This window comes from Kutzneria kofuensis, assembly GCF_014203355.1.
Taxonomy (GTDB): Bacteria; Actinomycetota; Actinomycetes; order Mycobacteriales; family Pseudonocardiaceae; genus Kutzneria; species Kutzneria kofuensis.
The window spans coordinates 157,806-170,854 of the sequence record NZ_JACHIR010000001.1 but is presented as its reverse complement, the minus strand read 5'-3'; the positions used below and the strand labels follow the sequence as shown (position 1 = coordinate 170,854).

The 13,049-nt window shown below is 70.6% G+C and carries 11 protein-coding genes; 6 read left to right on the top strand and 5 right to left on the bottom strand.

From position 1 onward, the window contains the following. The first annotated feature begins 14 nt into the window (after positions 1 to 14). Both gcvP and BJ998_RS00810 read left to right on the top strand, forming a co-directional pair. Positions 15 to 2,906: an aminomethyl-transferring glycine dehydrogenase gene (gene gcvP, locus BJ998_RS00815; RefSeq protein ID WP_184857540.1), complete on the top strand. Its 2,892-nt coding sequence runs from the start codon at positions 15 to 17 to the stop codon at positions 2,904 to 2,906. A 14-nt stretch (positions 2,907 to 2,920) separates the two neighbouring features. Then, entirely contained in the window at positions 2,921 to 3,400 is a 480-nt protein-coding gene (locus tag BJ998_RS00810) for a cupin domain-containing protein (RefSeq protein WP_184857538.1), read from the top strand. A gap of 58 nt (positions 3,401 to 3,458) precedes the next feature. Here the strand turns inward: BJ998_RS00810 and BJ998_RS00805 are convergent, their stop codons facing one another. The 3 genes from BJ998_RS00805 to BJ998_RS00795 form a co-directional block, all read right to left on the bottom strand. Further along, positions 3,459 to 3,734, bottom strand: coding sequence for a DUF6295 family protein (locus tag BJ998_RS00805; protein WP_184857536.1), 276 nt, complete (start codon positions 3,732 to 3,734; stop codon positions 3,459 to 3,461). A gap of 12 nt (positions 3,735 to 3,746) precedes the next feature. After that, positions 3,747 to 4,496, bottom strand: a complete 750-nt coding sequence (locus tag BJ998_RS00800; RefSeq protein WP_184857534.1) for a dienelactone hydrolase family protein — start codon at positions 4,494 to 4,496, stop codon at positions 3,747 to 3,749. A 69-nt stretch (positions 4,497 to 4,565) separates the two neighbouring features. Further along, complete coding sequence (locus BJ998_RS00795) at positions 4,566 to 5,285, bottom strand: 4'-phosphopantetheinyl transferase family protein (RefSeq protein ID WP_184857532.1); 720 nt, start codon at positions 5,283 to 5,285, stop codon at positions 4,566 to 4,568. 115 nt (positions 5,286 to 5,400) lie between these two features. Here BJ998_RS00795 and BJ998_RS00790 point away from each other — a divergent pair, with 115 nt between their 5' ends. Both BJ998_RS00790 and BJ998_RS00785 read left to right on the top strand, forming a co-directional pair. Continuing rightward, positions 5,401 to 7,398: an ABC transporter ATP-binding protein gene (locus BJ998_RS00790; RefSeq protein ID WP_184857530.1), complete on the top strand. Its 1,998-nt coding sequence runs from the start codon at positions 5,401 to 5,403 to the stop codon at positions 7,396 to 7,398. Further along, on the top strand, positions 7,398 to 7,919 hold the full coding sequence (locus BJ998_RS00785) for a PadR family transcriptional regulator (protein WP_184857528.1): 522 nt from the start codon (positions 7,398 to 7,400) through the stop codon (positions 7,917 to 7,919). Before BJ998_RS00790 ends, BJ998_RS00785 begins: the two co-directional genes overlap by 1 nt. Before the next feature lie 97 nt (positions 7,920 to 8,016). Here BJ998_RS00785 and BJ998_RS00780 read toward each other — a convergent pair whose 3' ends face one another. Further along, positions 8,017 to 8,442 carry a hypothetical protein gene (locus tag BJ998_RS00780; protein ID WP_184857526.1) on the bottom strand — a complete coding sequence of 142 codons (426 nt, stop codon included), beginning with the start codon at positions 8,440 to 8,442 and terminating at the stop codon, positions 8,017 to 8,019. 168 nt (positions 8,443 to 8,610) lie between these two features. Between BJ998_RS00780 and BJ998_RS00775 the strand changes: the two genes are divergently transcribed. Then, positions 8,611 to 11,898, top strand: a complete 3,288-nt coding sequence (locus tag BJ998_RS00775; protein WP_184857524.1) for a glycoside hydrolase family 92 protein — start codon at positions 8,611 to 8,613, stop codon at positions 11,896 to 11,898. A gap of 89 nt (positions 11,899 to 11,987) precedes the next feature. On the opposite strand, the gene BJ998_RS00770 is transcribed toward BJ998_RS00775, so the two are convergent. Continuing rightward, a complete protein-coding gene (locus tag BJ998_RS00770) occupies positions 11,988 to 12,230 on the bottom strand; it encodes a DUF397 domain-containing protein (RefSeq protein ID WP_184857522.1) in 243 nt (80 codons plus the stop codon). 274 nt (positions 12,231 to 12,504) lie between these two features. On the opposite strand from BJ998_RS00770, the gene BJ998_RS00765 reads away from it, so the two are divergent. Further along, positions 12,505 to 13,002: a hypothetical protein gene (locus BJ998_RS00765; RefSeq protein ID WP_184857520.1), complete on the top strand. Its 498-nt coding sequence runs from the start codon at positions 12,505 to 12,507 to the stop codon at positions 13,000 to 13,002. The last annotated feature ends 47 nt before the right edge of the window (positions 13,003 to 13,049 follow it).

Genomic DNA, 13,049 nt, shown 5'->3' with positions numbered 1-13,049 from the left:
CGGAGGCCCGACGCATGACGACTGACCGCATTCCCCTGGCCGCGCTCGAGCACGGCACGCCCTTCGCGGACCGCCACGTCGGTCCCCGTGCCGCGGAGCTCGGCAAGATCCTGGACGTGATCGGCGTCGGCTCGCTGGAGGAGCTGGCCCAGCGCGCCGTGCCGTCGGCCATCCGCAGCGACGAGCTGAGCCTCGGCCTGCCCGCCCCGGCCACCGAGGTCGAGGCGCTGGCCGAGCTGCGGGCGCTGGCCGACCGGAACCGCCCGATGGTGCAGATGATCGGCCTCGGCTACTACGGCACGGTCACCCCCGGCGTCATCCTGCGCAACGTGCTGGAGAGCCCGGCCTGGTACACCGCCTACACGCCGTACCAGCCGGAGATCTCGCAGGGCCGCCTCGAGGCGCTGCTCAACTTCCAGACGATGGTCGCCGACCTGACCGGGCTGCCGGTGGCCAACGCGTCGATGCTGGACGAGGCGACCGCCGCCGCGGAGGCGATGACCCTGGTCCGCCGGGCCGGCAAGTCCAGGTCGAACAAGTTCGTGGTGGACGCGGACACGCTGCCGCAGACCATCGCGGTGATCGAGACCCGGGCCGAGCCGCTGGGCATCGAGGTCGTCGTGGCCGACCTCTCGCAGGGCATCGAGGGCCTCGGCCTGGGCGGCGACTTCTTCGGCGCGCTGCTGTCCTTCCCGGGCGCCTCCGGCGTGATCCGCGACCACGAGTCCGTGATCGGGGAGATCCACGCGGCCGGCGCCGCCGCGGTCGTCGCGGCCGACCTGCTCGCGCTGACGCTGCTGCGCGCGCCCGGCGAGATCGGCGCGGACGTCGTCGTCGGCACCACCCAGCGGTTCGGCGTGCCGATGGGCTTCGGCGGCCCGCACGCCGGCTACATGGCCGTCCGCAAGGGCTTCGAGCGGCAGCTGCCGGGCCGGCTGGTCGGCGTGAGCGAGGACGCCGACGGCAACCGCGCCTACCGGCTCGCGCTGCAGACCCGTGAGCAGCACATCCGCCGCGAGAAGGCCACCAGCAACATCTGCACCGCGCAGGTGCTGCTGGCCGTGATCGCCTCGATGTACGCCGTCTACCACGGTCCGGAGGGCCTGCGGGCCATCGCCACCCGCGCGCACCGCATGGCCACCGTGCTGGCCGCCGGCCTGTGCGAGGGCGGCGTGGCCGTGGTGCACGGCGAGCTGTTCGACACCGTGCTGGCCGAGGTGCCCGGCAAGGCGGCCGAGGTCGTGGCCAAGGCCCGCGAGTTGGGCGTGAACCTCCGCCTTGTCGACGAAGACCACGTCGGCATCGCGTGCGACGAGACCACCACCCGCCAGCACCTTTCCCTGGTGTGGCAGGCGTTCGGCGTCACTGTGTCCGATGTGGACGGTCTGGACGCCGACACCGCCGACGGCATCCCGCCGGCCCTGCGCCGCACCAGCGAGTTCCTCACCCACCCGGTGTTCCACCAGCACCGCTCCGAGACGGCGCTGCTGCGCTACCTGCGTTCCCTGTCGGACAAGGACGTCGCGCTGGACCGCAGCATGATCCCGCTGGGCTCGTGCACCATGAAGCTCAACGCCACCACCGAGATGGAGGCCGTCACCTGGCCCGAGTTCTCGCAGCTGCACCCGTTCGCGCCCGCCGAGGACGCCGCCGGGCTGCTGTCCGTGGTGACCGACCTGGAGCAGTGGCTGGCCGAGATCACCGGCTACGACGCGGTGAGCCTGCAGCCCAACGCCGGCAGCCAGGGCGAGTTCGCCGGCCTGCTGGCGATCCGCGCCTACCACCGGTCGCAGGGCCACGGTGAGCGGGACGTCTGCCTGATCCCGGCCAGCGCGCACGGCACCAACGCCGCCAGCGCGGTGATGGCCGGCATGCGCGTTGTCGTCGTGAAGTGCGACGAGCAGGGCAACATTGACATGGACCACCTGCGGACCACGGTCGCGGAGCACAGCGCCGACCTGGCCGCGATCATGATCACCTACCCGTCCACGCACGGCGTGTACGAGGACACCGTGCGCGAGGTCTGCGGCCTGGTGCACGACGCCGGCGGCCAGGTGTACGTGGACGGCGCCAACCTGAACGCGCTGATCGGCCTGGCCCAGTACGGGAAGTTCGGCTCCGACGTCTCGCACCTGAACCTGCACAAGACGTTCTGCATCCCGCACGGTGGCGGCGGCCCGGGCGTCGGCCCGATCGGCGTGCGCGCGCACCTCGCGCCGTTCCTGCCGAACCACCCCCTGCAGCCGGCTGCCGGCCCGGAGACCGGCGTCGGCCCGATCAGCGCCGCCCCGTGGGGCAGCGCCTCGATCCTGCCGATCTCCTGGGCGTACGTGCGGATGATGGGCGGGGACGGCCTGCGCCGGGCCACCCTGACCGCCGTCGCGGCGGCCAACTACGTGGCGCGCCGGCTCGACGAGTACTTCCCTGTGCTCTACGTCGGCGAGGGCGGTTTCGTCGCCCACGAGTGCATCCTCGACCTGCGCGGCATCACCAAGGCGACCGGCGTGACCGTCGACGACGTGGCCAAGCGGCTGGCCGACTACGGCCTGCACGCGCCGACCATGTCGTTCCCGGTGGCCGGCACGCTGATGGTCGAGCCCACCGAGAGCGAGGACCTGGCCGAGCTGGACCGCTTCTGCGACGCCATGATCGCCATCCGGCGGGAGATCGACCGGGTCGGCTCAGGCGAGTGGCCGGTGGACGACAACCCGCTGCGCAACGCCCCGCACACCGCCGCCTGCCTGACCGAGCAGGAGTGGAAGCACCCGTACACGCGGCACGAGGCCGTGTTCCCGGCCGGCGTCGGCGCGCCGAAGATCTGGCCGCCGGTGCGGCGCATCGACGGCGCCAAGGGCGACCGCAACCTGGTCTGCTCCTGCCCGCCGCTGGAGGCGTACCAGAACTGAGAAGGGGGATCGGCATGTCCTACCCGGAGGTCAGGTACGACCGCGAGGGCGGCGAGGTCAGCGCCTGGCTGCGCCCCGCCGCCACACCGCCGGACCTGACCAGCAACGCCGGCACGCAGTTCAGCTACCTGGCGAAGGGGCCGCAGACCGGCGGCGACTTCGGGCTGTACCGGACGGACATGCCCCCTCGGACGCGGGGCGCGGCGGACCATTTCCACCGCACCATCACCGAGTCCTTCTTCGTGCTGTCGGGGACCGTCAAGCTGTTCAACGGCACCGAGTGGGTGGACGGGCGGGAGGGCGACTTCCTGCACGTCCCGCCGGGCGGCCGGCACGGTTTCCACAACGAGTCCGACGACCCGGTGTCGATGCTGCTCCTGTTCACGCCCGGCGCCCCGCGTGAGGACTACTTCGAGGGGCTGAAGACCGTGTCCGAGCTGTCCGACCAGGAGCGGTTGGAGTTCTTTCTCCGGCACGACAACCACTTCCAGTGAGGTGTTCGGAAGGGGGCATTCCTGGCGTTCAACGCCAGGAATGCCCCCTTCCGAACGTTCACGGCTGGTTCTCCGAGGCGATGCCGGCCGGGGCGTGGTCCAGCGCCGCGGTGATGGCCGCCGCGAGCGCGCGAGCGGCCTCCTCGGTCAGCTCCACCGCCACCCGCGCGCCCGGGCCGTCGGCCGGGTTGAGGAAGTCGATGTTCAACGTGTGCGTGTAGCGGGCGTGCGTGGGGTGGTCCACGTAGACCGACCCGTCGGTCAGCTTGAACCAGCCGTTCGCGCCCTTGCCCGCGCCGTCCAGGACGATCTTCTCGGTCAGGTACGTGCACATGGGACAGTCCTTTCAGGATGCGAGGTGGCGGCCGTAGAAGTCGAACACCTTCTGCCAGCCGTCGGCGGCGGCCTCGGACCGGTAGCTGGGCCGCTCCACGGAGAAGAAGGCGTGGCCCGCGCCCTCGTAGGTGTGGAACTCGGTGGTCTTGCCCAGCCGCTTGAGCTCCGCCTCCAGCTCGGCGGTCTCCTCCGGGGTGGGGAACCTGTCGTCCGCGCCGAACAGGCCCAGCAGCGGGGAGGACAGGTTGGGCGCGATGTCCATCAGCGGCTTCATGGTGGCGGGCATGCCCAGCGCCGGGTCGGGGCTGCGGACGACGAACGCGCCGTAGCAGTCGACGGCGGCGTCGACCGGCAGCGAGCAGGCCACCAGGAAGGTGTGCCGGCCGCCGGAGCAGTAGCCGATCACGCCGACCTTGCCATTGCTGGACTCCAGCGACTTCAGGTGCCTGATCGCCCCGTCCGCGTCGCCCACCACCTGCGAGTCCGGCACGCCGCCCTGCGCGCGGGCCGCCGCGGCGGCGTCGTCCGGGCTGGCGCCGGGGGCGACCCGGTGGAACAGGTTGGGCGCGATGGCGTTGTAGCCGTTGACCGCGAACCTGCGCACGATCTCCTTGGTGCCCTCGTCGTAACCGGGCATGTGGTGGATCACCAGCACGCCGCCGCGCGGCGCGGTGTCGAGCGGCCTTGCCAGATACGCCTCGATCTCGTCACCGCCGTCGCCGGTGATGGTGATGGTCTCGGCCAGCATCGCGTCGGACACGTCCAGTCCCTCCGTCGTTCGTGACGCCACCACCCTACTCGGAGTGCCCGCTCCGGTTAACGCGACTGGTCACAGCAGCAGGTCGGCGTCGAGTTCCCGGATCCGCAGCGGCTGGCCGGTGAGCACGGCGACGGCGGCGTGATGTCGCGGCCCGGGGTTCAGCATCGCCAGCCGCACGCCGTCGACGGGGATGTCCAGCGGCCAGGCCACCAGCGCCGGCGGCTCGCCGGCGGGCGACACCTCGATCCGGCTCATCGGCATCCGCAGCCCGTGGCCGGTGGCCTTGAGCAGCGCCTCCTTGCGCACCCACAGCTGAAGGAAGGCCGCGCCGGGGTTGTCGGACGTCTCCAGCGCGGCGAGTTCCTTGGCGCTCAACGTGTTCTCCGCCAGGTCGCGGTCGAACTGCCCGATCAGGGGCGCGAATCCGACGTCCACGCCGACCTCGCCGAGGCGGGTCAGCGCGACAGCGACGCGGTCGCCGGCGTGCGACACGGACACCTCGATGCCGACGCCGGCGGGCAGCCGCGGCCGCCCGTGCTGCTGGCCGCAGTCGGCGCAGGTGCGATCCAGCAACACCTCGTCGGGGTGTTCGCCGGTCTGCGCGGCGACGGCGGTCCGCAGCAACCACGCGCCCGTGAGTGACCGCTGCCGGTCCACCCGTTGGCGGTACCGGCCGGCGCGGCGCTGCTCCGCCTCCGGCACGACGGCCGCGAGCTGGTCGTCGGGGACCTGGTCAGGACGGGCCCACCAGATCTGGCACTCGTCGTCGAGCAACTGATCAGCAGCCACGTCAGCCACGGTAGGGCCGCGGCGGCGGGCTATTCCGGTGACTTCGGCGTCCGATCCGGTGTACCGTACTCACCTATCGAGTTCGACATATCGAGTACGACTTGTGGGGGGACGGATGTTACCGGGTGGTGGCCGGCGCGGGGCCCGCGCCAGGGCGACGACGGTGCCGGACAGCGGACTGACCGGTTCGGTGGACATTCCCGATCCGGAGCCCGCGGACGAGCCGAAGGACCTCAGGTCCCGGCTGCGGCGGCTGCGCCGGTCGATGGGCGGCCTGGTCAAGGGGCTGCCGAGGGTGATCAAGCTGGCCTGGGACGCCGGCCGCTGGCCGACGCTGTGGCTGGTGTTCGCCACGGTGATCGCCGGTCTCACGCCGACGGCGACGGCGTACATCTCCAAGCTGCTGATCGACTCCGTGACCAACGCGATCCGGGTGCACGCCGGGCACCTGCCCGACGCGGTGCGGATCGGCCCGGTCGAGCTCACCACGGTGCAGGTGATCATCGCGGTCGCCGGCCTGCAGCTCGTGGTGTACGCGCTGAACGCGCTGATGACGGCGGTCTCCACGATCAGCCAGCAGCTGCTGAACGACCGGGTGTCGCAGACGATCAGGCTGCGGGTGATGGCCCACGCCAGCCGGCTCGACCTCGCCTTCTTCGAGGGCTCGTCGTCCTACGACCTGATCCGGCAGGCGCAGGACGAGGCGCCGTCCCGGCCGGTCGCGATGCTGACCTCGGTGTTCGGCCTGATCCGCACCGGCATCACGTTCACCTCGATGATCGCGCTGCTGCTGTCGATCAACCCATGGCTGGCGCTGGTCGCGGTGCTCTCGCCGATCCCGGCGTTCATCGCGGACTCCCGCTACGGCGCCCGCAGCTACGTCTACGCGGTGTGGACCTCGCCGATCCGCCGCCGGATGGACTACCTGTCGTCCTTGGTCACCACGGACACGTATGCCAAGGAGATCAAGCTCTTCGGTCTCGGCGACTACCTCGTCGACCGGTTCCGCCGGATCAGCGCCGTCTACTTCGGACGGCAGCGCAAGCTGGTGACCGAGCGGAACCTGCGCGGCACCGGCTGGGGTCTGATCACCACGATCACCGCCTCGCTGACCTACCTGTACATCGCGCTGGAGGCGGTCAACGGCCGGCTCACCGTCGGCGACCTGCTGCTGTTCACCCAGGCCTCGACCGCGGTGCAGCAGTCGGTGTCCCAGCTGTTCTCCGGCTTCACCGGCATGTACGAGAACAACCTCTACCTGGACAACCTGTACAAGCTGCTGGCCACCGAACCGGCGGTGGTGGCGCCGGCGCGTCCGCGTCCGCTGCCGAATCCCGTACGTGGCCACGTCGTCTTCGAGGACGTCACGTTCGCCTACCCGGGCACGGATTCGGTGGCGCTGGACGGGGTCAGCTTCGAGATCCTGCCCGGCCAGACCACGGCGGTCGTCGGCCGCAACGGCGCCGGCAAGTCCACGCTGTTCAAGCTGCTGTGCCGGCTGTACGACCCGACGGCCGGCCGGATCCTGTTGGACGGCATCGACATCCGCGAGTTCGACCCGGACGCGCTGCGCCGGCGGATCAGCGCCATGTTCCAGGACTACGTGACGTACCAGGCGAGCGCCTCGGAGAACATCGGCGTCGGCGACATCGAGCACATCACCGACCGGCCGCTGATCGAGAAGTCCGCGGCGGCCGGCGGCGCCGACGAGCTGATCGCCGGCATGTCGATGGGCCTGGACACGCCGCTGGGCCGCTGGTTCAACGAGGGCGCGAACCTGTCCGGCGGCGAGTGGCAGAAGATCGCGCTGAGCCGGGCGTTCATGCGGGACGCGCCGCTGCTGATACTGGACGAGCCGACGTCCGCGCTGGACGCGCAGGCCGAGCACGACCTGTTCGCCCGGCTCCGCAACCTCTCGCACGGCCGGACCACGCTCTACATCTCGCACCGGTTCTCCACCGTGCGCCAGGCCGACCGCATTCTGCTGCTGGACAACGGAAAGCTGGCCGAGTACGGCACCCACGACGAGCTGATGGCCGCCGACGAGGGCTACGCGCACCTGTTCACGCTGCAGGCGTCGGCGTACCTCGACGCTCCGGAGCGGAGGGTCTGATGTCCTTGCGGCACGCGCTGTTGGGGCTGCTCACGCTCAGCCCCAACAGCGGCTACCAGCTGGCCCAGATCTTCCAGAACACGCTGCGGCAGATCTGGAACGCCCGCAACCACCAGCTCTATCCCGAGCTGGCGCGGCTGTCCGCCGACGGGCACGTCGAGTGCGTCGAGGAGGGCGCCCGCGGCAAGCGCACGTACGCGATCACCGACGAGGGCCGTGCCGAGCTGCGGCGCTGGCTGGTCGAGGTGGAGCCGGACCGCACCATGCGCAGCGAGACGTACCTGCGCGCCTGGCTGCTGTCGGCGGTGCTGAGCCGGGAGGACGCGCTGGGCGTGCTGGAGCGGGACATCCAGGTGCTGCGGGAACAACGCGACGGCGTGCTGGCGGTGATGGCCCGCAGTGCCGCGATCTCCCCGCCGCACGGCCCGCACAACCTGTCGCTGGACCTGAACCTGCGGCTGACCGAGGCGATGCTGGGCTGGTCGGAGGAGGCCACTCGGCGCATTGCCGAGCGGCCGTAACGCTTTTCGGCCCAACCCGACAAGAAGGGCATGAGCTGGCTCATCGACATCTTCTCGGTCCCGGTCGATCGGACGGAGCCGCCAGCGCCCGAGCCGGTCACGCCGGAATCCGCCGACGCCGCAACAGGTGCACGCCCAGCCCGGCCAACAGCACGGTGATCGTCAACGGGTAGCTGTTGCGGATCACGAAGGCCGGCGGGCCCTCGAAGTCGATCGAGATGATCCCGGTCGGCATGCCGTGGCGGCCGAGGTCAACGGGCGGCAGAGCGGTGGGAACCGCCGCCGTGGCAACGAAAACGAGCGCCGACACGTACCAGGGCAGCCGGGCGGCCAGCGCGACGACCACCGGCACGAACCACACCCAGTGGTGCTCCCAGGAGAACGGCGACACCGCGGCGGCGGTCAGGCCGACCAGGCCGAGCCACGCCTGGGCTCCGGCCCGGTAGACCTGCATGTCGATCAGCCCGCCGCCGGACCACAGCGCGTACATCACCAGGGCGGCGCCGAGCGCGACAACCAGCACGGCCCGGGCATGGGCGGCCAGCCAGCGTAGCCTGCGACCGTTCGGACCGTTCCCGGCGGGCGTGCGCGGAACGGCCCTTGACGGCACCTGTCGCTACTGATTGTCTCCATGCGGTCACCCACCGGCTGCGGCGGTGACAACGTTGTCAACCGAAGGGAGCGCGGTTTGATGCGTCGAACCCTGGGGCTGGTCCTTCCTCTCGCGTTAGCGGCCGGGGCGCTCGCCGCCGGGCCCGCCAACGCCGACGCCGGCAACATCGACCACAGTCCGGGCCAGGACCTCGCCGCCTACGTGAACCCGTTCGTCGGCGCGGCCGCCGGCCAGTTCCCGGAGAGCAACAGCTATGCCGGCGACACGTTTCCGGGCGCCGACGTCCCGTTCGGCATGGTCCAGTGGAGTCCGGACAACCCGCTCGAACCCAAGGCGCCGGACGGCGTCGGCCGGTACTACGTCCGTGACCGGGACAGCGGCTACGCGTGGGAGGAGAACCGGCTCAGAGGCTTCAGCCTGACCCACTTCAACGGCGCGGGCTGCGGCGGCGCGGCCGGCGACCTGCCGTTCATCCCGTACGCGGGCCAGGTCACTGTGTCGCCGGCCGCCGACCAGGCGCACTACTACTCGACCTTCAAGCACACCAACGAGTCCGCGTCCCCGGGCTACTACAAGGTCACCACCGACGCCGGCATCACCACCGAGCTGACCACCACCCAGCACTCCGGCCTGGGCCGATTCACCTTCCCCGCCACCGGTCCCGCCACACTGCTCGTGGACACCGCCGACTCCGCGATGGGTAGCGACGACGCGTCCGTCACCGTGGACGCGGCCGGGCACACCATCTCCGGCTGGGTCGCCAGCGGCCACTTCTGCGCCGGGCCGAACAAGTACAAGGTCTACTTCACCGCCACCTTCGACCAGCCCTTCGCCAGTGTCGGCACCTGGCAGAACGGTACCGTCACGCCCGGCGGCACCCAGGCGCGCGGCGGCAACCTCAGCAACACCACCTGGGACAAGCAGGTTGTCACGCCCGACGGCGGTTCCGGCGCCTTCGTGACGTTCGCGCCGGGCAGCACCGTGCGGGCTCGGGTCGGCCTGTCCTATGTGGACGCGGATGGTGCCGCGAACAACGTGCGCACCGAGCAAGGCGGCAAGGGCTTCGACCAGCTCGTCAGGCAGGCGCGGCGGGCCTGGAACGACCGGCTGAACCAGGTCCGGATCGGCGGCGGCAGCAAGGACCAGCTGACCACGTTCTACACCGCCCTGTACCACACCCTGTTGCAGCCCAACGTGTTCTCCGATGTCGACGGCCGCTACACCGGCTTCGACAACAAGATCCACCAGCAGCCCCGGGGCCACGCCCAGTACGCCAACTTCTCCGGCTGGGACGTCTACCGCGACGAGATCCAGCTGCTCGCGCTGCTGGCCCCGCACGAGACCTCGGACATCGCGCAGTCGATGTACAACCAGGCCACCCAGGCCGGCGGCATCTGGGACCGCTGGTCGCAGAACAACGACTTCATGGGTGTCATGGGCGGCGACCCGTACCACTCGATGATCGCCAGCGCCTATGCCTTCGGCGCCAGGGACTTCGACGTCCGCGGCGCGCTGGCGTCCATGGTGCGGGGGGCGACCCGGATCCAGCAGCCGGGGGAGCGGGCGCTGGAGCGGCCCGGCCTGTGGGACTATGAGACGCTCGGCTACCACGCCGACAACGTGTCGGACATGCTGGAGGAGACCACCGCCGACTTCGGCATCGCGCAGCTGGCCGGCCGGCTCGGGCAGCGCGACGTGCAGCGGCAGTTCATGACCCGCGCCCAGTACTGGGAGAACGTCTACAACCCCGACACCGGTTACCTGCAGACGCGGGACCGTACCGGCCAGTTCGCCACGCCGTTCGACCCCGCCGCCTACCAGGAGTTCCAGTACCAGGAAGGCAACGCCGCGCAGTACACCTGGATGGTGCCGTACAACGTGTCCGGTCTGGTCGCGGCGATGGGCGGCCCGGCGGCGACGATCAAGCGGCTGGACTACTTCTTCACCGAGCTGAACAGCTCCGCCGACCAGCCGTACGCGTGGATGGCCAACGAGCCGTCGTTCGAGGTGCCGTGGGAGTACTCCTACGCCGGCGCACCGGCCAAGACCGCCGACGTGGTGCGGCGCAGCGCCGAGCAGCTGTTCAAGCCGACCGAGGACGGCCTGCCCGGCAACGACGATCTCGGCGCCACCTCCTCCTGGTACGTGTGGGCGGCGCTGGGCATGTACCCGGAGGCTCCGGGACGGGCCGAGCTCGTGCTGGCCAGCCCGCTGTTCCCGAGGATCACCGTCACCCGGGAGGGCGGGCAGCGCATCGAGATCACCGCGCCCGGCGCTTCCTCGTCCACCAAGTACGTGCAGTCGTTGCGGCTCAACGGGAAGGCCAGCACCAAGCCGTGGGTGCCGGAGTCGTTCGCGGTCAACGGCGGCCGGCTGGACTACACCCTCGCCGGCACGCCCAGCCCGACCTGGGGCACCGACCCGAAGGACGCGCCGCCTTCGTTCCGTGACGGCGAGGTCCCGGTGCGGGGCGCGGTTTCCGGCCCGGTGCGGGTGGCGCCCGGCCCGGAGGGAATCGGCACAGCGGCGACGGCAACCGTGCGGGCCGAGGGCATCACCGGGGCGGGAACCGTGAAGTGGCAGGCGAATCCGCCCGCCGGCATCACCGTCACGCCGTCCAGCGGCACACTCACGGTCGGCCCGAACGGAAAGTCCACACAGGACGTCAAGGTCACCGCCGCCAAGGAGACCTACGCGACGGTTCCGTTCACCTTCACCGGATCCGGCGCGCAGCAGCTACCGGCACAGCTGGCCGTCGACGCGGCGAAGCCGGGAACCTTCGCCGCCGCGGCCGACAACGTCGGCGTGAGCGACGACAACACGGTGTGGCTGGGCAAGTTCGGCGGGACCAGCCTGTACCCGGGCGGCTTCTCCTACTCCGCGCAGCAGTTGGCGGCCAAGGGAATCACGCCCGGCGGCCAGGTCGGCGGCTTCACCTGGCCGGTGTCGGCCGGCACCGGCGCACCGGACAACATAGTCGCGAATGGACAGACGCTGCAACTGAGCGCGCCCGCCACCGCGACCAAGCTGGCGTTCTTGGGCGCGGCGACGGGCGGCGATGCCTCCGGCCAGGTCACGATCACCTACACCGACGGCAGCACACAGACGTCCGATCTCGGGCTGTCCGAATGGCTGCTGCAAGGGGGCAAGGAGCAGCCCCGGTTCGGCAACACCGTGGTGACGAGCACGCCGTACATCAACTCGGCGTTCCCGCGCTACGGGTTCCGAGTGCACCGGCCGTACACGTCCTACCTGTTCGCCACCGCGCCGATCACGCTGGCGGCGGGCAAGCAGGTCCGCGGCGTCACGCTGCCGGCGGGTACCTCCGGCGGCGTGGCGCACGTGTTCGCGGTTTCCGTGAGCTAGGCTCGTTTACGGCTCGAGTCCCGGGTTCCTGGGCGGGCCATCGGTGGCCTCCTGTTGACGCAGGAGGCCACCCCGCCGTATATGGGCGCTCAGGCCAGGTCGTCGAACTCGCCGTCCTTGACGCCGCCGACGAAGGCCGTGATCTCGGCCTGCGTGTAGACCAGCGCCGGACCGTCCGGGAACCGGGAGTTCCGGACCGCGATGTCGCCGTTGGCCAGCCGCGCGACCTCGACGCAGTTCCCGACCGCGCCGCTGCGGCGGCTCTTGCGCCAGGCGACGCCCGTCAGGTCTGTTGCGGACATGCCGTTGTGGATGTCGATCTGGTGTGCCATGACCCCTCCCGGTCAGTAGCGGTTCCAGTGCACATGCACGTGCAGGGGCGCGTGCATACGGCGAACCGTACCAGCTAATCGTGCACGTGCATATGGTTGTGCAGTCGGTTCAACCCTGTGACCAGGGGCAGTGAGCAGGGCACTTCATCCCATCGGGTGATGACTGCCGACGGGGCGACGCACGGCGGCGGGCGGCGTTGCTGTGAGGTTCGCCTTGTAGCCGATCGGTCACGGAGTGCGACACGATCGACCACGATTCCAGGGAGGGAAATCGATGATCGGACGAGTTATCGCCGCTCTGCCCGTGGCCGCCGCCGTCGCCGTGCTGGCCGTGCCGACGGCCTTCGCCGACACCACGCCCGTGAGCAGCCTCGACTTCACCGCCGAGCCCGGCTCGTTCCCGGCGAAGACCAGCGTGCACTGGGCCGAGCCGGACCAGGAGGTGCTGATCAGCGACCGCCAGAACACGATCAGGGTGGTGGCGGATGCGGGCTTCGCCAACGTCGCCGTGGAACTGCGCGGCCCGAACGCCGCGCCGCTGCAGGCCGGCACGTACGACACCGTCGGCGACCCGCGGTCGCACCCCGAGCTGGCCAGCGTCCTGGTGATCTCGGACGGCCTCGGCTGCTACGCCGAGCAGGGCGGCATCACCGTCGACCGCATCGAGGTGGATCCGTCGACCGGCCTGCTGGCCGCCTTCGACGGCAGCTTCGACCAGCGCTGCCCCGGCTCCACCGGCACCGGCCACGGTGAGATCCACTTCCGGCGCTGAAACATTCGGAAGGGGGCATTCCTGGCGTTCAACGCCAGGAATGCCCC